This window comes from Prevotella sp. P5-126 (assembly GCF_002251185.1).
In the GTDB taxonomy this organism is placed as follows: domain Bacteria; phylum Bacteroidota; class Bacteroidia; order Bacteroidales; family Bacteroidaceae; genus Prevotella.
On sequence record NZ_NPIZ01000038.1, the window covers coordinates 1 to 19,020 of the forward strand.

A 19,020-nucleotide genomic window follows, 5' to 3' on the forward strand; every position below is an offset into this window, starting at 1 on the left:
TTTTCTGAACTACCAAACTTTTTCGAGAAAAAAAATGCAGATTGCATGAAACTTTTTTGCAGAGATTGATTTCTGTCAAGCCGCAAAACGGGAACTCCTTATTTATTATATATAAAGGACGTGTGGATGCGCACAAATCTTTTTCTTCATTTCCGATGGCTGAAAAAGCACCCGAAACGCACCAATGCCGCTATTCCTGAATTCCGTTTTTAGAGGGAAGCTTTGCGGAAATGTGCAATGAACGGGGCGGGGCTTTGCGGAAATCGCTACGCGATGGAAGTTGTGTTTTTGGGGAAAATTATTGGTATTGCGGTGAAAAAAGCGTATCTTTGCGTGCTGAACAGATAACTTATCACAAAACTATGAATCAAACTATTCTGAAAAGATACATTGCCATTTTCCTTTTCATCGCAACGGCTGCGGTGAACGGATGGGCAGCGACGCTAACAAACCGCTCTTTTACATCGCCAAACGGTTGCATCATCTGGAACACCATCACAACAGGCGATTCAATCACAGCCTTCGACATCAGTTACCGACAGGATAAAAACAGTAAGACACATCACGTGACAACCATCACAGAGTTTGGAGTAGAGACGAAAGACGGAGCTGGACACCACTTGAGACTGGTGGATACGAGTGATCCACACCCTGTGTTTGAAACCTACGCGATGATCGTGGGAAAGAAATCTATCTGCACCAATCACGGACGCGAAGTGGTCTATACGTTTGAGGATGATGTCAAACGCCAACAACGACTGGTAGTCAGACTCTATAACGACGGTGTGGCCCTGCGCTATGAGATGGATAACCTGTTGCACACACGTGTCACAACAGAACATACGACCTTCCGGATTGATGAGGGCACCAAGCGCTGGATGCAGAAATGGAACGAACCCTATGAGGATTTCTATCCACTCGCCACTACTGGCAACGACAACAACCACCGATGGGCTTTCCCTGCCTTGGTGGAAGCCGCTCCAAAGACATGGATGTTGCTGACGGAGGCAGGAATAGACGGTGGGCATAGTGCTGCATCGTTGTACAACGACAAACAAGCAACCGACTATCGTGTGGTGGCTGACGAACAACGACAGAACACCTCAGGAAGATGGGTTTCTCCTTGGCGTCTTGCCCTGATTGGCGGACTGGAAGATCTCGTAGCCTCAACACTCGTAACGGATGTCAGTGCGCCCTGCCGACTGAAAGACACGGCATGGATTCAACCGGGTGGTGTGTCGTGGATCTACTGGGCCCACAACCACGGCAGTCGTGACTTCAAAATTGTGTGTCAATATATCGACATGGCGGTTGCCCTTGGCCTGCCCTACGTGCTGATAGATGCAGAATGGGACGAGATGGGCAACGGCGGAACGATAGAAGACGCACTGGATTATGCGCAAAAGCAAGGTGTAAAAGTGCTGATCTGGTATAATTCCTCTACTGCATGGTTGGGGAAAGACGGAGCGCCAGGTCCCCACTTCCGCCTCAATGCGCCAGAGCGCAGAGAGCGCGAATTTGCATGGTTAGAACAACAAGGAGTGGCTGGCGTGAAGATAGATTTCTTTGCCGGCGACAAACAAGAGACTATGCAATACTGCATCGACCTGTTGGAGGCAGCAGCCCGCCACCATCTGATGGTAAATTTCCATGGTGCAACACTGCCACGCGGTTGGCAACGCACCTACCCCAACCTGCTATCGACGGAAGCTGTCTATGGTGCTGAATGGTACAACAACAGCCCTGTGCTGACGGACAAAGCAGCAGCACACAACGCCACACTACCCTTCACACGCGGTATTGTGGGATCGATGGACTATACACCCTGTACCTTCTCCGACTCGCAACACCCTCATATCACCACCCATGCGCACGAGCTCGCCCTTGCCGTACTCTTCGAATCGGGACTGCTCCACTGGGCAGACCGTCCTGAGAGTTATCTGACGCAACCGAAACAGGTGAAGCAGTTGATCGGTTCGCTACCCACCACCTGGGATGAGACACGCCTGTTGGCAGGTTACCCCGGAGAACAAGTAGTGATGGCACGGAGGAAAGGACGCGACTGGTATGTGGCAGGAATCAACGGAACCAACGAGCGGGTGACGCTGGAATTTAACATCGACTTTATCGGTAGTAAGAAAACCACGACAACCGTCTTTACCGATTCAGGGAATGCTTCGTCACCGTGGCACATCAACAGCAAAAGAAAAGGCCGTATAGTCTGTGAGCCACGTGGCGGTTTTGTTATGGTAATCAAGAGTAAATAGACCCTATCAACAAACAATACTACAAAAAACAACTACAAAACGATGAACATCAAAACGACAATGAAACGAATGATGATGATCGCCCTAATGGCGGTTGTCACACTGATGGCTGGAGCAGAAAACTATCCGTACCGCAGCGACTACCTATGGGTAACCGTGCCCGACCATGCCGACTGGTTGTACAAGACCGGCGAGAAGGCAAACATAGAAATACAATTCTATAAATACGGAATACCCCGAAACGGCGAGGTGACCTATACCGTGGGCAACGACCTGTTGGGAACAGATACAAAAGGCACCGTCACGCTGAAGAACGGACGTGCCAAAATCAATATCGGAACGAAGAAAACGCCAGGATTCCGTGATGTCGTGCTGACCATGAAACTGGATGGACAAAGCTACACCCACCATGTGAAGGTAGGATTCTCACCTGAGAAGATACAACCCTTCACACAAGAGCCCAAAGACTTCAACACCTTCTGGCAAGGCAACCTCGACGAACTGGCAAAGATTCCGCTCAGCTACACCAAGGAGATTGCCAAGGAATACTGCACCGATAAGGTGGATTGCTATTTGGTGAAAATTCCCGTGAGCCGTCGCAAACAATGCGTCTATGGCTACCTCTTCTACCCCAAAAACGCGCAGCCAGGCAAGCATCCCGTAGTGCTCTGTCCTCCGGGAGCCGGCATCAAGACCATCAAAGAGCCATTGCGACATAAATACTACGCAGAGAACGGTTTCATCCGACTGGAGATAGAAATTCACGGACTGGATCCCCGACTGCCCAAGGAGACTTTCGATGACATCAGCCGCGCCTTCAACAGCGACGCGACAGGATATTTGGAAAACGGTATAGACAACCGCGACCGATACTATATGAAGCACGTCTATCTCGCCTTGGTGCGCTGCATTGACCTGCTCACCTCACTACCCGAATGGGATGGACGGAATGTTGCGGTACAAGGCGGCAGTCAGGGCGGAGCCCTCGCCCTCGTGGCAGCAGGTCTCGACAAACGCGTGAACCTCTGTGTGGTGAACCATCCAGCACTCAGCGATATGGCAGGCTATACGGAGAAGGGACGCACCGGCGGTTATCCCCACTTCAATCGCATGACAGGACTCTACACCCCTTCCAATATCTCTACCATGGCGTATTACGATGTGGTGAACTTTGCCCGTAAGGTGAAAGCCACCACCTATATGACATGGGGATATAATGATAATACATGTCCGCCAACCACCAGTTATGCAGTATGGAATACGCTGAACTGCGAGAAAGAGTCGCTCATCACCCCCATCAACGAACATTGGACGAGCGATGCTACGGAATACGGACAGATGGTCTGGATAAAGAAACACCTACAATAATGAAACAAGAATCACACCTCCTGTCGTGGAAGCCACGACACACCGTAGTAGCCGTTGCCTGTTGCCTGGGAGCCCTACTCTCCGGATGCACCAACGATGCTTACGACAAGGGCGATGGCCCTTATTCCGATATGCAAGCCGAACTGGTTGATGTAAGTATCGGAGAAGAAAAGAAAGCCCTCGACTTCGTGACCGACAAGGGTCAGCACTATATGTTTGAAACTCCTGTCCTCGCTACATGGGCTTCAAAAACTGATTCCACATACCGTGCCATCGTATATTTCGATGATTTGGGCAACGGAGTTGCCAAATGCAGGGCATTGGGAGGTGTACCCACCCTCCGTGCGAAAGAGCATAGGAAACTGCAGAATATGGCAGATGACCCTGTGGGTTACGAGAGTGTGTGGGTGTCAGACAACCACCGCTATGTGAACATGGCATTGCTGCTGAAGTCGGGAGTCTCTGATTCTAATTCAGCACTCCATAAGATTGCCCTTGCACAAGATACGCTGATCTGTCATTCAAACGGACGCAACACCGTGCACTACAGACTGTTGCACGATCAGAACAATATTCCACAATACTATACAGACCGGAGCTACGTGAGCATCCTGTTGCCCGAAACAACACCTCTCGACACCGTAGTGCTGCAGATGAACACTACAGATGGCGTGGTAAGCAAGGTCTTGACGATAAGATAAGGGCTTTGCTGAAATACGCAAAAAACGGAGGCTATAGAGAACGATATTAGCAATACGAGGCGGATTCATGATGGATCCGCCTCGCTGCATTAATTATAATAAGGTGTTAGAATCACATGCTTTCTAACATACGTTTAATCACAACCGAACATGAAATTTCTCTGTTGGCAGCTTCAGGAATAACGATGCTATCCGAACTCTCAATAACATTGTCAGTAACGATAAGACCACGGCGCACAGGTAGGCAGTGCATGAACTTAGCATGGTCGGTCCATGCCATGTGTTGTTCATCGACCGTCCAACTCATATCCTTCGATGTAATCTTACCATAGTCAGCAGGATTGGTCACGCCCGGATTACTCCAGTTTTTAGCATAGATAAAGTCCGCACCTTCGAACGCTTTACGCTGGTCGTACTCCACGCGAGCATTACCTACAAACTTCGGATCGAGTTCATAGCCCTCAGGATGAGTCACCACGAAATCCACATCGGCAGCATTCATCCACTCCGCAAATGAATTAGGCACAGCCTGCGGCAAAGCACGGCAGTGAGGTGCCCATGTGAGAACCACCTTAGGCCGTTGCTTCTTCTTATACTCCTCAATAGTGATGAGGTCTGCGAAAGCCTGTAGGGGATGCACGGTAGCCGTTTCCATGGCGAAGACCGGTTTTCCGCTATACTTGATAAACTGGTTGAGAACCGTCTCAGCATAGTCGTAGTCGCGATCAGACAATCCAGCAAATGAGCGCACACCGATAAGGTCGCAATAGCACCCCATCACCGGAATAGCCTCCAACAAGTGTTCACTCTTATCGCCATCCATGATGACTCCACGCTCTGTTTCAAGTTTCCATGCACCCGCATTGACATCGAGCACGATGACATTCATGCCCAGGTTCATAGCAGCTTTCTGTGTAGAAAGACGCGTGCGCAGTGAATTATTGAAGAAAATCATCAGCAGTGTCTTGTTCTTGCCCAGATGCTGATATTTGAAACGATCGTTCTTAATCTCTTTAGCCTCGGCCAGTGCTTTCTCCAGCGGACCGATATCTTGTACGTTGATAAAACTTTTCATACAGGTTATGATAATTGATGATAAAAAGAAATGTCTTAGTTTCGAGTCTGTCCCTCACCCTCTATAATCCATTTATAGGTGCAAATCTCATCGAGTCCCATAGGTCCACGCGGTCCGAGTTTCTGCGTAGAGATTCCTATCTCAGCACCCAATCCGAACTGTGCCCCATCGGTAAACGAGGTTGGTGCGTTCCAATAGACGCAAGCTGCATCCACCTTTTGTTGAAAGAGCCGTGCGGCAGCCTCATCCTCGGTAATGATAGACTCGCTGTGTCCAGAGCCATACAGGTCGATATGAGCAAGTGCCTCATCAATAGATGCTACGGTGCGAATAGCGAGTTTATAGTCCATAAACTCCGTACCAAAGGAATCGTCAGTGGCAGGCATCAGGAGCGTATCGGGATAATGCCCTTTGATTTGGTTGTAAGCCATACTATCTGCAATGAGAGTCACTTGTTTCTCCGCCATCGGAGCCACCAGTTGTGGGAGGTCAGCAAGTCGTTTCTGATGGATGATCAGGCAGTCGAGCGCATTGCAAACCGATACCCGTCGCGTCTTAGCATTAAGGATGATAGCCTGTCCTTTCTGCAAGTCACCACCTTTATCGAAATAGGTATTGACCACGCCAGCCCCCGTCTCAATGACAGGAATACGAGCATTATCGCGCACGAAATCGATGAGTTTTCTTCCGCCTCGTGGAATGCAGAGGTCAATATATCCCACGGCATTAAGCATTTCGGCAGTAGCCTCATGAGTGGCAGGCAGCAGCGATACGGTATTTTCATCGATATTGTGACGCTTCAACACCTCATGGATGAGTGCAACGGCAGCACGGTTGGAGTCGTCAGCATCGCGTCCACCCTTGAGAACGCAGGCATTGCCACTCTTGAAACAAAGGGCAAAGACATCAAACGTCACATTGGGCCGCGCCTCATAGATGATACCAATCACTCCGAAAGGCACAGTCACGCGATGAAGTCTCAACCCATTGGGGAGCGTTCGCTGATGACTGTTATGCCCCAGAGGCGACGGCAGTTTCGTCACATTGCGCATATCAGCCGCAATACCTTCCAGTCGTTGTGGCGTCAGTTGGAGTCGGTCGTAGAGCGGATTCTTCACATCCATGCGCTCCAAGTCCTTAGCATTAGCCGCCAACAGCGTATTCTGCTGCGCCACGATAGCCTCCGCCACATCCAATAGGATGGAGTTGCGTTGCTCATCAGTCAGAGCCGATAGTGTTTTGCTGGCCCTCTTTACATCTTGAAACAGTTTTTCCATAGTTTTCTTCAAACAACAGATTGTTATGCTTTCACCAGTGGTACGAACTCCGTGTGTGGCACTTCCTCCTTGTTGTTGACCAAGTCAACGAGGATATTATCGCGCTCACCATTGGCAATAATCACCCTGATACCCGCTTGCGACACTTTCGTTGCCGTGGTGTATTTCGAGTGCATTCCTCCACGACCGAATGCACTCTTTTCAGGTTGAATATATTCAGAGAGGTCCCGTCCCGGCGCCACTTCACGTATGAGTTGGGCGGCAGGGTCGTCGGGATGAGTAGTGAAGATACCATCGATATTAGAGAGCAGGATCAGCGTCTCCGCATTCATCATCTGCGCGATGAGTCCCGACAGTTCATCGTTATCGGTAAACATCAGTTCGGTGACACTCACCGTGTCGTTCTCATTGACGATAGGCAACACATCGTTTTCGAGCATCACCTTCATGCATGCCTGCTGGTTTTGGTATTGCTCTCCCGGTTCAAAGTTTTCCTTCATGGTCAGCACCTGTCCGATATGGATATCAAACTCCCGAAAGAGGTCGTAATAGAGTCCGACGAGTTTGACCTGTCCCACAGCAGAAAACAGTTGTCGCTGTTCTACAGAGTCGAGCAGATGATCCACCTTGATTTCTCCGCGTCCACTCGCCATAGCACCCGACGACACGAGAATAACCTCATGGTCGTGTTGTCGTAGCCATGCAATCTGATCGACTAATGCCGACATACGCGTGACATCGAGTTTACCATCCTTACGGGTCAGCACGTTGCTACCCACCTTCACTACAATTCTTTTCATTTCTATAAGGTGTTCAACGGATTTATCCCTTTTGTTCCGAGTCTTTCTTACGTATTTCCACGCGGCGAATCTTTCCGCTGATGGTCTTAGGCAACTCATCAACGAACTCAACGATACGCGGATACTTATACGGAGCAGTTTCCTTCTTCACATGCTGTTGCAGTTCTTTGACGAGCTCATCGCCCGCTTTGTCCTTCCATTCCTTTCCTAATACGACTGTAGCCTTAACCACCATACCACGGATATCGTCAGGAACACCCGTAATGGCACATTCCACAACAGCAGGGTGAGTCATCAGTGCCGACTCCACCTCAAACGGACCGATGCGGTAACCACTCGACTTGATCACGTCGTCAATACGTCCTTCAAACCAATAGTAGCCATCTTCATCGCGCCACGCCATGTCGCCCGTGTGATAAACACCATCGTGCCATGCTTCGCGAGTCAGTTCCGGGTCGCGGTAGTATTCTTTGAAAAGACCGATAGGTTTGCGGTCTCCCACACGTACGACAATCTCTCCCTTCTCACCATCCTCACACGGTGTACCGTCAGGTTTAATCAGATCGATGTCATACTGTGCGTTAGGCATTCCCATAGAACCCGGTTTCGGAGTCATCCAAGGCATAGTTCCCAGTGTCATAGTCGTTTCAGTCTGTCCGAATCCCTCCATCATCTGAATACCAGTTTTTTCTTTAAACTTATCGAATACTGCCGGATTAAGCGCTTCACCAGCCGTGGTGCAGTACTCCAGCGATGAGAGATCGTATTTAGAGAGGTCTTCACGAATCATGAAGCGATAGATGGTAGGAGGCGCACAGAACGAAGTGACGTGGTATTTCTCTATTTGTCTGAGCAGCGTATCAGCATTGAATTTCTCATGATCGAACACAAACACGGTAGCTCCGGCAAACCACTGTCCGTAGAATTTGCCCCATACCGCCTTACCCCATCCCGTATCAGCAACAGTCAGATGGAGTGAGTTTTCGTGCAGATTATGCCAGAACACACCCGTTGTAAGATGTCCCATTGCATAGAGATAGTCGTGTGCCACCATCTTCGGTTCACCACTTGTACCACTGGTGAAATACATCAGCATCGTGTCCTCGTTGGTATTGACGAAAGCAGGACGCACGAAGTGTGGTGCCTTTTTCCATTCCGACTGCCAGTCGCGGAAACCTTCAGGAATGGGTTTACCATGGTCAGTAACGGTGATGAGTAGCTTAACGGTAGGACTCTCCGGCATTGCCAATTTAATCTGTTCGGTCACATAGGCATCATCCACACAGATAATCGCCTTGACACTTGCACGCGTATTGCGATAAACGATATCGTGCTTGGTCAGCATGTGAGTAGCCGGAATAACGATGGCTCCAATCTTATGCAAAGCAAGCATGATGACCCACCATTCATAGCGTCTCTTCAGTATCAGCATGACAGGATCATTCTTCCCGATGCCCAATGTCAATAGGTATGAAGCCGCCTGGTCAGTCTGCTCTTTGAGTTCTCCGTATGTTGTACGAATCTCGTCTCCTTGGTCGTTAGTCCAGAGGATGGCGAGTTTTTCAGGAGCCTCTTCCGCCCACACATCCATCACATCGTAGGCGAAGTTGAAGTTTTCGGGAATGATAAATTCCAGATATTTGTTATAGTCTTCCACAGACTCGAAGTGTGTCTGCTTTAAAAATCTTTCAATCATGTTTGTTGTGTTTTTACTGCGTAAAGGGAAACTCCAAGCACTTCGTGTGTTGTAAGTCCCCAGTGTGTTGTTTGTAGCCTCCTTATTTCTCAACCACGAAGGCGAGGAATTTTACTGCTTTGTTGCCTACAGCGAGCATGCCGTGAGGTTTTCCTGAATCGAAATAAATGCTGTCTCCCTCTTCCAGGCGTATGGTTTTATCGCCGATGAAGAGATCCATTGACCCTTCGAGTACGAGGTTAAACTCCTGTCCGAGGTGAGTATTCTTATAGATTTTGTGTGCTTCAGGCTTGGGTTCTACGGTCACGATAAACACCTCCGCATCGTGGTTAACAAATCCACTGACCAGACTTTGGTATTTATAGGCCTTTGTGCGCTCCACGCTCATGCCCTGTCCTTTTCTCACTACGAAATATGATTTCATGCGTGGTGCCTCAGCAAACATCAGTTCTTCCGCCGACACACCATATTTTCGTGCAATCTTCATGAGTTTAGAGATGGTAATATCCACCTCACCGCGTTCTATCTTTTCATATACATCCACATCGATGCCGCAGGTTTCAGCCACTTCCTCAGCCGTAAGATCGAGCACGTCGCGCAATCCTCTGAGTCGTTCACCGATTTGTTTTAATTGTTCGTCCATTGTTTTTGTGTATAATCGTGTTATTATTTACTTTTAGCGTATTTCAATCTTGTCAGACGGTTTCACTATTTCAGTCCGGCTTTCAGTCCGCGGATGACAGCAGAGGTAAAGCCAGCATGTTCCATCTCGTTGAGTCCCTTGATGGTCACTCCACCCGGTGTAGTCACCAAGTCGATGGCCTGTTCGGGATGCATTCCGCTTGCTTGCAGCAGTTTGACAGCACCCAAAACAGTCTGCATCACGATGTCTTTAGCAACATCCGCTTTAAAACCAAGTTCCACGCCGCCTTCAGAAGCAGCGCGGATGTAACGCATGGCATAAGCAATGCCACAAGAGGCAAGCGTAGTTCCAGCTGCCAGATGTTGAAAGTCAGTGATGAGTGTACTACCCATCTCATCGAATATTCCTTTGACGGTTGCGGTCTGTGCATCGTCAGCCCCTACGGGCACCATGAAGGTCATTGATGCCAATTGGGCAATGGCGATATTGGGGATTACGAGGAAGAATGGCGGTGTTTCGGGCAGTGCCTCACGCACCCGTTCCGGCGTTACTCCTGCTGCAATAACCACCAGGAGTTGGTCTTTTGGACGTATGCTTGCTCTGATACCAGCCAATACAGTATCAACGAGCCAAGGTTTCACACACACGCAAACGATATCAGCCGTTTTGGCTGCGTCAGCATTGTTTGTCGTGGTATTGACTCCCATTGCCTTGAATTTCTCCAATACTTCAGCCGTTGGGTCGGCCACTGTAATCTCTTCCTGCTTGAAGGATTTAGCCTTAAGCAATCCTTCTACGGTGGCGCCCCCCATGGCTCCAGCACCTATCATGGTAATTTTCATAATGCTGCGAAAACTTTATTGAGTTTATCGATAAACAGGTCTGCTTCTGCTTTGGTGAGGCAGAGTGGTGGCAAGAGACGCAGTACGTTGGTTCCTGCACAACCTGTGAAGCAGTGTTCTTGATAGATGAGCGGTTGTCTGACATCCTTATGTGGCACATCGAGATCTACGCCAATCATCATTCCTCTACCGCGCACATCGAGGATATGTGGGTTGTTGATTGCTCGAAGACGACCGATGAGATACTCTCCCACCTCGTTGGCATTCTCGACAAGATGCTCCTCTTCAAACACATCAAGTACGGCGAGTGCTGCTGCGCAAGCCAGATGGTTACCTCCGAAAGTCGTTCCGAGTTGTCCATATACGGGTTTAAACTCTGGCGAAATCAGTACGCCACCCATCGGGAATCCGTTGGCAATACCCTTTGCCACGGTGATGATGTCGGGTCTGATGCCCAACCACTGGTGTGCAAAGAACTTACCGCTTCTTCCGTATCCACATTGTATTTCATCGCAGATGAGTATGGCGCCGTGCGCTTTACAGAGTTTCTGCAGTCCTTGCGCAAATTCGGCAGTGGCGAGTTTGATGCCTCCCACACCTTGTATGCACTCAAGAATGACAGCGCAGACATCTCCCTTAGCGAGTTCGTGTTCCCATGCTGCGAGGTCGTTGAGTGGCAGATAGGTCACGTGACCGTTATTGTTGATGGGCGCAATAATCTTCGGATTGTTGGTAACCTCTACTGCGAGCGATGTACGTCCATGGAATGCTTTCTCAGCCGAAAGCACTCTTGTGCGTCCATTGGTGAATGATGCGAGTTTCAAGGCATTTTCGTTAGCCTCAGCACCCGAATTGATCAGGAACAACTGATAGTCGTCGTAGCCCGAAATGCGACCGATTCTTTCCGCCAATTCCACTTGCAGTTTATTGATTACCGAATTGGAATAGAATCCCAGTTTGTTCAGTTGTTCGTTTACCTTATTGATATAGTGTGGATGTGAATGGCCGATAGAGATGACCGCATGGCCTCCGTAGAGGTCAAGATACTCTTGTCCTTTATCGTCCCAAACGTGGCATCCTTTACCTTTGACGATATTTACATCGAACAATGGATAGACATCAAAGAGCTTCATATATGTTTTATTTATTTTATTGTTAGAAGGCAGAGGGTTTAAGTCTCAAGCCTGCGTGTTCATCGATACCAAACATGATGTTCATATTCTGCACCGCTTGTCCCACAGCACCCTTCAGAAGATTGTCGATGGCAGAGGTGATGAGGAGTTTGTTGCCATATTTCTCCACATGAACCAGTGCCTTGTTGGTATTGACCACCTGTTTGAGGTCGATGGGATTGTCGCTGACATGCGTGAAAGCCGCATGGCGGTAGAAGTCTTTATACGCTTCTTTCACATCCTCCAGCGGAGCTGGTGTACGCACCACAGCGGTGCAGAAGATGCCTCTGGCAAAGTTTCCGCGGTAGGGGATAAAGTCTATATCGGCATCAAGATAGCCCTGCACCTGTTTCAGCGACTGTCTGATTTCGGCAATATGCTGATGTTGGAAAGGTTTGTAGATGCTGAGGTTGTCGGCACGCCATGAGAAATGGGTGGTGGCTCCGGGTTTCTGTCCGGCTCCAGTACTGCCCGTGATGGCATTGACGCTCACATCTTCTTTCAGCAGATTGAGATAGGCAGCAGGCAGAAGTGCCAGTTGAATAGCTGTGGCAAAGCATCCCGGATTAGCCAAATGTTGTGCGGTGGCAATCTCGTCGTGGTTGATTTCGGGCAATCCATATACGTAGTCGTGACTGCCTTTGATGCGGAAATCCTGTGCCAGGTCGATGATTTTCACGTTGGCGGGTATGGTATGTTCCTTGAGGAACGCCTCGCTCTTTCCGTGACCGAAGCAGAAGAACACCACGTCAACCTCGTCGAACGGCATCTGGTCGGTAAACTTCAGTTCGGTATCGCCTATGAGTCCTTCATGAACATCACTTACAAGGTTGCCTGCATTGCTTTCTGAATTGGCGAACACGATGTTTGCCTCAGGGTGATTGAGCAGCACACGGATGAGTTCTCCACCCGTGTAACCTGCTGCGCCAAGTATTCCTATCTTAATCATAATTGTCTGTCTGGTATAACGATCCAGCAGATGATATAGAATATCACCCCACTAAAACAAGTGAAGACAGTAGCCGCCAGCCATGCCAATCTTACGAGTGTTGGGTCGAAATCGAAGTATTCGGCAATTCCTGCACATACGCCCGCAATCTTTTTGTCGGGCGACAAAGTGAGTTTTCGTTCCATATCCTTGCTGTTAGAATCTATTGTATTGTTATGCTGTGATTATTTGCGCTCATCGGGATGAGTACCGTAATAGACGCGAAGTGGTGTAGAGAGCACCTTGATAAAGCCCTTGGCTTCGTCGGCAGTCCATCCGTTTTGTGTCTCTCCATATTCGCCGAGTTTCGACTTGGTGAGGTCGTTGTCAGAATCTACGCCGATAGTCTCAAAACCGTAAGGACGCAGTTTCAGAATAGCTGTTCCGGTCACATTGCGCTGACTTGAAGTAAGCATGGCTTCCATATCAGGCATGACGGGTTCGAGATACTGACTCTCGTGGAGGAACATGCCATACCAGTTGGCAACTTGGTCTTTCCAGTATTGCTGCCATTTAGAGAGTGTTGATTTCTCCAGCAGTCTGTGTGCTTCGATGATGAGTTTAGGTGCAGCAGCCTCAAAACCTACTCTTCCCTTGATACCGATGATGGTGTCTCCCACGTTGGCGTCGCGTCCGATGGCGTAGCTTGCACCTATTTCTTCAATTTTCTGAATGGCTTTCACTTTGTCGTCAAACTTCTCGTCGTTGACAGCAACGATTTCACCCTTGTCGAAAGTGATTTTCAGCGTAGCCTCAGCATCCTTTGCTGTGACGTGTTTGAGATATGCTTCTTCGGGCAATCCCTGTGTTGGATCGAGGAGTTCGCCACCGCAAATACTGGTACCCCATATTCCTACGTTATAAGAGTACTTCAGTTTGGTGAAGTCTGCAAAGAATCCATGTTCGTTGAGGAAGTCAACTTCCTCCTTACGGGTCAGTTTCTTATCGCGTGTCAGGGTGATGATTTCCACTCCGGGAGCCATCACGAGGAAAGTCATGTCAAATCTGATCTGGTCGTTTCCAGCACCTGTAGAACCGTGGGCAATGGCGTCAGCACCTATCTCCTTGGCATAGCGTGCAATGGCAATGGCTTGGAAGATGCGCTCAGAACTAACCGAAATGGGGTAGCAGTTGTTGCGGAGCACGTTTCCGAATATCATATACTTGAGCGATTTCTCATAGTATTCATGTGTCACATCGAGTGTTGCGTAGGCTTTAGCACCCAGTTTGAAGGCGTTTTCTTCGTTGGTTTTCAACTGTTCTGGGCTGAAACCGCCAGTATTGGCACATGCGGCATAGACGTCCCAACCGTCCTGTGCCAGTTTCATCACGGTGTAAGAGGTGTCAAGACCTCCTGAAAAAGCTACTACTACTTTCTTGTTTGCCATATCTTTCTTCGTTTTTTTGTTTTTATTTCCATGTTTCTCCCCTGCCTTTCCTTAGGGTTTGTGGCGCTTGGCGTTGTCGGTAGGAAGGGCTGAGGGCGTTGTTTCCTATTTTACTCCGTCCATTGCTTTAATACGTTCGAGCACTGCCTCAGGGATTTTCACGGGCAGGTGTTCTTCGGGATCGTATAGCATGGCGGTGCAGATGCAGTATTTTCGTCCGGTGCGGTGAAGCACATCTACATTGACACAACCCTCGCAACCGCGCCAAAACGATTCATCGTCGGTGAGGTCGGCAAAGGTCACGGGCTGGTAGCCCAAGTGTGTGTTCATCGCCATAACGGCAGCTCCGCTGGTGAGCGAGAATATCTTAGCATGTGGCCAGCGCACTCTTGCGAGCGAGAAGGTGAGGTCTTTGATGCGTTTTGCCACTCCGAGGCCTCTGAAATCGGGGTGTACGATGAGTCCTGAGGTTGTCACATAAGTTTTGTTTCCCCATGTCTCAATGTAGCTGAATCCTGCAAAACGTCCGTTTGACAAGGCTATTACAGCCTTTGCCTCTTTCATCTTCGTGGCAAGATATTCGTGTGTACGCTTTGCAATACCGGTGCCGCGCACCTTTGCAGCATCGGCGATGGTCTGCAGGATGGTATCTACATAGACCTCATGCTCCGGACTTGCCACAATCACTTCTATTTCCTTATTGTCTGTCTGTTCCATTTATTTCGTTCAACTGACTATTTCGGTCTGTATTAATCTTTCGTCATTTCATGTTAGGCACTACTTCGCTCAGCGCGTCAATCACCTGCTGTGTATGCACGCCCTGCTTGATAACAATCAGAATGGTATCGTCGCCGGCTATCGTTCCGAGGATGTCGTCAATATTGCTGTTATCGATATTATAGGCTATACTGCTGGCGTAGCCCGGACGGGTTTTGATCACACCAATGTTACCTGAGAAGTTGATGCTCAAAAAACCAGGCACCTGCAACATCTCGCGCACGCTGTGCGGAGTGCTGACGCGCTTGTACATGGTGTCGTTGGGCAACACATAGACATAGTTGCCGCGCATGGAAGCGGCTTTTGCCACCTTCAGTTGTTTCAAGTCTCTACTCAGAGTTGCCTGTGTCAGCGTGAAGCCTTCTTGCTTTAAGGCGGTCAGCAATTCTTCCTGACTACCGAGTTCCTGACTGGAAATTATCATGCGGAGGGCCTCTAAACGGTCGTTTTTGACTTTCATAGTGCTAAGTATATTTATACGAATGTGGTGCAAAATTATACAATTCCATGCATATAACCAAACATTCTACTATCTTTTTTCAAAAAAAAAGTGGATTACATGATTCAGACACTGTTCACTTAAGAATGAAGACAACCGTCCACGTATTTTGTTGGGTATCATAGAAGAAGTGAAATGCAACATGCTACGCACGCGCACGCACGTCCATTATTATTATTATATTGATGCTCTACAGACTAAAAGCATCGTTTTCAGCAATCTTTTCAAACTTACATAATTTACTGGTAAACAATACTTTGCGGCATCACAGAAGCCACTTTTCTCAGCAAATTCATTGAAATTGGTCAGCAAATTCATTGAAATTGCTGAGGAAATTCATTGAGTTTGCTGAGGAAATTCATTGAATTTGCTTTGCTATGAACATCACATGCACATAGAGGGAACGTCACGAACACAACGAGAAAACGTCAGTTGCAAGGTGGAAGCGATATTGTTTCAGACTGCAACTGACGTCTTTGACTGTTTGATAAAGGGAAATGTTGTCTTATGGTTACCGTATGCGGAAGCGCAAACGGTGGGTTGTCGATTTGTCGATGGCGTAGCGTTTCAGCACACCGGGACCACACGAACTATTGCCAAGTCCTAACACGGCACAATCAATAGACAGGTAGGTATGACCGTCGGGACGCAGTTCGTAGTGGTGGTTTTTTGTGGCCAACTCGCGCGCGGAATAGGGTAAGGCACTAAACGCAAAGGGTTCGCCTATGGCTTCAACGCGTATTGTCTTGCCAGCACCGTTGCGCAACACCACATAGGCACATGATCCGTGACTACCAGAATCCTGCGGACGCGCATAAGGGGTGTATTGTTCTGCCACGGTGGAAGTCCACTTGCCTATGGTGCAGGCAGCCTGTCGGTCGGGATAGTTGTCCCATGGTCCGAGTCCGTACCATTCCACTCGGTTGTAATCATCGGGCAGAGCCATGACAATGCCCAGTCGGGGCAGTTCGGGCAGCGTTCCCTGACAGGTGAAGGTCAGTTCGTATTCATCGTCTTGCTGTTCGGCTGTCATCGTGATGGTGCCTTCGGGCAGTCGTATCTCCTGTCGTCTGCCTCCGTCAGTCACTACCACTTGTGCGGTATCAAGGCCCTGTCGCTTCCAATCCTTTGCCAACCAGTTGCCAAAACTCTTATCGTTGTCGGTCGGTGCACGGAATGCTTGCAGGCGTATGTCTGCCAGCGAGACGATGGGCGACTGACGCTTATTTGCGGAGGATGCCATTGCCAAGAGATGATCGGCAAGTGGGAACTGTTCGTGGGTCACTTCCATACCGTTGCGATGGGCGGCGACAGTGAGTCGGATGTCGTGATCGGCATGGCGATTGATCAGTCGGGCGAAGCCATCGAGCGAGAGCGTTTCGGCGAATGTGCCCTGTGCAGCGAGTCGTCCATTGTCAGTTACAGTATATGTAAAGCGGTATTCTGAGAGTGGAATCTCGCTGTATCGCACAGCAGCCCGAATGGTGTTACCCTCGCGACGGAAGCATACTGGCGCATAAACTTTCTTCACTTCATAGTATTTCGGAGTGAGTTCGCGCTGACTGCGTACCACACCATTGAGGCAGAAAGCGTGCAGATTGGGTTTATCACCAAAGTCGCCACCATAGCAAACACTATCGCCACGGAGTATTCCCTGATCTACCCAGTCCCAGATAAAACCGCCTAACAGTTGACGATGACTGTAGATTTCGTCCCAATAGTCTTGAAAATTGCCCATCGCATTGCCCATCGCATGAGCGTATTCGCTGGTCAATATGGGGCGGGTATCGCCTGCATCGGCAATATCGAGCAGTCGCTCCCACCGTGCATTCTCAGCACGTTCGCGGTCGGAGCCCTCAGGTATGCCGGGATTGAGATATTCCTGGCGCACCCGTGGATAGAAGCGACTGATGACATCAACGGTCTTAGGGTCGTAAAGGTCGGGGTAATGGCCCTGCGCTCCTTCGTAGTGAACGGGGCGTGTGGGGTCGAACTCATGGAGCCAAGCTGCCATGGCAGCATGGTTGGGACCATAGCCACTCTCGTTGCCCAAGCTCCAAAAGATAATCGAAGGACGGTTTTTATCGCGCTCCGCCATGCGGATGCAACGGTCGAGAAAGGCGGGTGCCCAGTCGGGAGTACTTGCCAGGGTGCCTCGCAATCCGTGACTCTCACAGTCAGCCTCGTCCATCACAAACATGCCGATAGAGTCGCACAACTCATACCAACGCGGACAATTGGGATAATGCGACAGGCGCACGGCATTGATGTTGGCTTGCTTCATCAGCAAGAGGTCTTTGACCATCAGCTCTTCACTCATCACACGAGCTGTATGGGGGTCGTGTTCGTGGCGATTCACACCACGCAGTTTTACCACATGACCGTTGATAAACATCTCGCAGCCCTTGATTTCTATCTTTCGGAAACCCACACGCTCCTTCACTTGCTCTGCCACACTTCCGTCGGGGCGCAACAATACCAGGTGAAGGTCATAGAGATGGGGATAGTCGGCACTCCACAATCGTGGACGGGAAACCGTCATCGTCATGCGTCCCAACTTGCGATGCCCACGCTGTGGATACCATTCGTTCATGCGGACTGCCTTGTGTGAGAGGTCGAGCACCGTTGCCACATCTGCAGTATCGCTACCTACAGTCTGTCCGCCATCGGTCAATACGGCTGCCAAACGGTAGCCTTCGCCATCCTCGCCACGATAGACCGAGAACTGCGGGTCTATCTGCAACGTCCATTGGGCATCGGAAAGATTGTTGCAACAAGTTCGAATGGCAACATCGCGAAGTCGCACATCGGGAGTGTGGTAGAGCAATACATCGCGATGGATACCGCCAAAGCGCCAGAAGTCCTGATCTTCGAGATAGGAACCGTCGCTGTATCTATACACCTCGACAGCCACTTGGTTCTCACCGCAATGAAGATAAGGGGTCACGTTGAACTCCGAGGGTTCCATCGATCCCTGCGAATAGCCCACGCGCTCGCCGTTGACCCATACGTAGAACGCACTCATCACGCCTTCAAAGCGCAGGAAGGTCTGACCCTGCTGCCACTTTTCAGGCAACTGGAAGGTGCGCTTATACTGGCCTGTGGGGTTACGTTCCTCATAAGTGGTCCAGTCTTTTTTCGGCTCATCAGTAACGTAAGGGGGATTGATACGGAAGGGAAAACCTGCCGACACATAGATGGGGGTGCCGTATCCATTAACCTCCCAGTTGGCAGGCACGTTCAACCGTTGCCATGACGATGCATCGAAGTCGGTGCGATAGAAGTCGGCTATGCGCTCCTGAGGGGTCCTGGTCCATCGGAAGTGCCATGCACCGTTGAGCGACAAACGGCTGTCGCCGGGCTTTTCGGCAAAGGGTATGAAATAGGCACGAGGTGCTTCGCGGTTGATCTGCAACACATGGTGGTCTTCCCAATCGTGGTGTTCACGTGTGGGTAAGGATGATACGGATTGTGCCACTATCGGTGTGGCAGTCTGCAGCGCCATGCCACAACAGAACGTGGCGGTC

Annotated in this window: 16 protein-coding genes; 3 read left to right on the forward strand and 13 right to left on the reverse strand. The window is 49.6% G+C overall.

Going from position 1 to position 19,020, the window contains the following annotated elements; translation table 11 throughout:
• The first annotated feature begins 362 nt into the window (after window positions 1-362).
• Genes CIK90_RS03235 through CIK90_RS03245 form a run of 3 tightly spaced genes read left to right on the forward strand, consistent with a single transcriptional unit; the run spans window position 363 to window position 4,336 of the window.
• Window positions 363-2,267: a glycoside hydrolase family 97 protein gene (locus tag CIK90_RS03235; protein ID WP_094464337.1), complete on the forward strand. Its 1,905-nt coding sequence runs from the start codon at window positions 363-365 to the stop codon at window positions 2,265-2,267.
• A 60-nt stretch (window positions 2,268-2,327) separates the two neighbouring features.
• Window positions 2,328-3,635 carry an acetylxylan esterase gene (locus CIK90_RS03240; RefSeq protein ID WP_094446267.1) on the forward strand — a complete coding sequence of 436 codons (1,308 nt, stop codon included), beginning with the start codon at window positions 2,328-2,330 and terminating at the stop codon, window positions 3,633-3,635.
• A complete protein-coding gene (locus tag CIK90_RS03245; protein WP_158216022.1) occupies window positions 3,635-4,336 on the forward strand; it encodes a NigD-like C-terminal domain-containing protein in 702 nt (233 codons plus the stop codon). Before CIK90_RS03240 ends, CIK90_RS03245 begins: the two co-directional genes overlap by 1 nt.
• Window positions 4,337-4,448: 112 nt before the next feature.
• Here the strand turns inward: CIK90_RS03245 and CIK90_RS03250 are convergent, their stop codons facing one another.
• The 13 genes from CIK90_RS03250 to CIK90_RS03310 all read right to left on the reverse strand — a co-directional run bounded on the left by CIK90_RS03250 (window position 4,449) and on the right by CIK90_RS03310 (window position 18,998).
• The gene (locus CIK90_RS03250; RefSeq protein WP_094464339.1) at window positions 4,449-5,411 is read right to left on the reverse strand and encodes an acetylornithine carbamoyltransferase; all 963 of its coding nucleotides are present in this window, start codon (window positions 5,409-5,411) and stop codon (window positions 4,449-4,451) included.
• A 35-nt stretch (window positions 5,412-5,446) separates the two neighbouring features.
• A complete protein-coding gene (locus CIK90_RS03255) occupies window positions 5,447-6,688 on the reverse strand; it encodes a glutamate-5-semialdehyde dehydrogenase (RefSeq protein ID WP_094464340.1) in 1,242 nt (413 codons plus the stop codon).
• 23 nt (window positions 6,689-6,711) lie between these two features.
• Entirely contained in the window at window positions 6,712-7,488 is a 777-nt protein-coding gene (gene proB / locus CIK90_RS03260; protein WP_094389729.1) for a glutamate 5-kinase, read from the reverse strand.
• A gap of 22 nt (window positions 7,489-7,510) precedes the next feature.
• A complete protein-coding gene (locus CIK90_RS03265; protein WP_094464341.1) occupies window positions 7,511-9,184 on the reverse strand; it encodes an AMP-binding protein in 1,674 nt (557 codons plus the stop codon).
• An 82-nt stretch (window positions 9,185-9,266) separates the two neighbouring features.
• On the reverse strand, window positions 9,267-9,827 hold the full coding sequence (locus CIK90_RS03270) for a helix-turn-helix domain-containing protein (RefSeq protein WP_094389727.1): 561 nt from the start codon (window positions 9,825-9,827) through the stop codon (window positions 9,267-9,269).
• A 65-nt stretch (window positions 9,828-9,892) separates the two neighbouring features.
• Window positions 9,893-10,669, reverse strand: coding sequence for a pyrroline-5-carboxylate reductase (locus CIK90_RS03275; RefSeq protein ID WP_094389726.1), 777 nt, complete (start codon window positions 10,667-10,669; stop codon window positions 9,893-9,895).
• Window positions 10,666-11,802, reverse strand: a complete 1,137-nt coding sequence (locus tag CIK90_RS03280) for an aspartate aminotransferase family protein (protein ID WP_094446254.1) — start codon at window positions 11,800-11,802, stop codon at window positions 10,666-10,668. Before CIK90_RS03280 ends, CIK90_RS03275 begins: the two co-directional genes overlap by 4 nt.
• A 22-nt stretch (window positions 11,803-11,824) precedes the next feature.
• On the reverse strand, window positions 11,825-12,790 hold the full coding sequence (gene argC, locus CIK90_RS03285; RefSeq protein ID WP_094389724.1) for an N-acetyl-gamma-glutamyl-phosphate reductase: 966 nt from the start codon (window positions 12,788-12,790) through the stop codon (window positions 11,825-11,827).
• A complete protein-coding gene (locus CIK90_RS03290; protein ID WP_094389723.1) occupies window positions 12,787-12,975 on the reverse strand; it encodes a PspC domain-containing protein in 189 nt (62 codons plus the stop codon). Before CIK90_RS03290 ends, argC begins: the two co-directional genes overlap by 4 nt.
• A gap of 39 nt (window positions 12,976-13,014) precedes the next feature.
• On the reverse strand, window positions 13,015-14,217 hold the full coding sequence (locus CIK90_RS03295) for an argininosuccinate synthase (protein WP_094389742.1): 1,203 nt from the start codon (window positions 14,215-14,217) through the stop codon (window positions 13,015-13,017).
• A gap of 105 nt (window positions 14,218-14,322) precedes the next feature.
• Window positions 14,323-14,934 carry a GNAT family N-acetyltransferase gene (locus tag CIK90_RS03300; RefSeq protein ID WP_094464342.1) on the reverse strand — a complete coding sequence of 204 codons (612 nt, stop codon included), beginning with the start codon at window positions 14,932-14,934 and terminating at the stop codon, window positions 14,323-14,325.
• A gap of 43 nt (window positions 14,935-14,977) precedes the next feature.
• Window positions 14,978-15,454 (reverse strand): arginine repressor, encoded by a 477-nt coding sequence (argR, locus tag CIK90_RS03305; protein WP_094389721.1) that lies wholly within the window; start codon window positions 15,452-15,454, stop codon window positions 14,978-14,980.
• Between the two features lie 550 nt (window positions 15,455-16,004).
• Window positions 16,005-18,998 carry a glycoside hydrolase family 2 TIM barrel-domain containing protein gene (locus tag CIK90_RS03310; RefSeq protein ID WP_094464360.1) on the reverse strand — a complete coding sequence of 998 codons (2,994 nt, stop codon included), beginning with the start codon at window positions 18,996-18,998 and terminating at the stop codon, window positions 16,005-16,007.
• Between the last annotated feature and the right edge of the window lie 22 nt (window positions 18,999-19,020).

Excerpts from the sequence above, each read along its gene's own strand:
- argR (WP_094389721.1), bottom strand. The coding sequence starts at position 15,454 with ATGAAAGTCAAAAACGACCGTTTAGAGGCCCTCCGCATGATAATTTCC.
- CIK90_RS03310 (WP_094464360.1), bottom strand. The coding sequence starts at position 18,998 with ATGGCGCTGCAGACTGCCACACCGATAGTGGCACAATCCGTATCATCC.
- CIK90_RS03300 (WP_094464342.1), bottom strand. The coding sequence starts at position 14,934 with ATGGAACAGACAGACAATAAGGAAATAGAAGTGATTGTGGCAAGTCCG.
- CIK90_RS03245 (WP_158216022.1), top strand. The coding sequence starts at position 3,635 with ATGAAACAAGAATCACACCTCCTGTCGTGGAAGCCACGACACACCGTA.
- CIK90_RS03240 (WP_094446267.1), top strand. The coding sequence starts at position 2,328 with ATGAAACGAATGATGATGATCGCCCTAATGGCGGTTGTCACACTGATG.
- CIK90_RS03235 (WP_094464337.1), top strand. The coding sequence starts at position 363 with ATGAATCAAACTATTCTGAAAAGATACATTGCCATTTTCCTTTTCATC.
- CIK90_RS03290 (WP_094389723.1), bottom strand. The coding sequence starts at position 12,975 with ATGGAACGAAAACTCACTTTGTCGCCCGACAAAAAGATTGCGGGCGTA.
- CIK90_RS03265 (WP_094464341.1), bottom strand. The coding sequence starts at position 9,184 with ATGATTGAAAGATTTTTAAAGCAGACACACTTCGAGTCTGTGGAAGAC.
- argC (WP_094389724.1), bottom strand. The coding sequence starts at position 12,790 with ATGATTAAGATAGGAATACTTGGCGCAGCAGGTTACACGGGTGGAGAA.
- CIK90_RS03255 (WP_094464340.1), bottom strand. The coding sequence starts at position 6,688 with ATGGAAAAACTGTTTCAAGATGTAAAGAGGGCCAGCAAAACACTATCG.
- CIK90_RS03275 (WP_094389726.1), bottom strand. The coding sequence starts at position 10,669 with ATGAAAATTACCATGATAGGTGCTGGAGCCATGGGGGGCGCCACCGTA.
- CIK90_RS03295 (WP_094389742.1), bottom strand. The coding sequence starts at position 14,217 with ATGGCAAACAAGAAAGTAGTAGTAGCTTTTTCAGGAGGTCTTGACACC.
- CIK90_RS03280 (WP_094446254.1), bottom strand. The coding sequence starts at position 11,802 with ATGAAGCTCTTTGATGTCTATCCATTGTTCGATGTAAATATCGTCAAA.
- CIK90_RS03270 (WP_094389727.1), bottom strand. The coding sequence starts at position 9,827 with ATGGACGAACAATTAAAACAAATCGGTGAACGACTCAGAGGATTGCGC.
- CIK90_RS03250 (WP_094464339.1), bottom strand. The coding sequence starts at position 5,411 with ATGAAAAGTTTTATCAACGTACAAGATATCGGTCCGCTGGAGAAAGCA.
- proB (WP_094389729.1), bottom strand. The coding sequence starts at position 7,488 with ATGAAAAGAATTGTAGTGAAGGTGGGTAGCAACGTGCTGACCCGTAAG.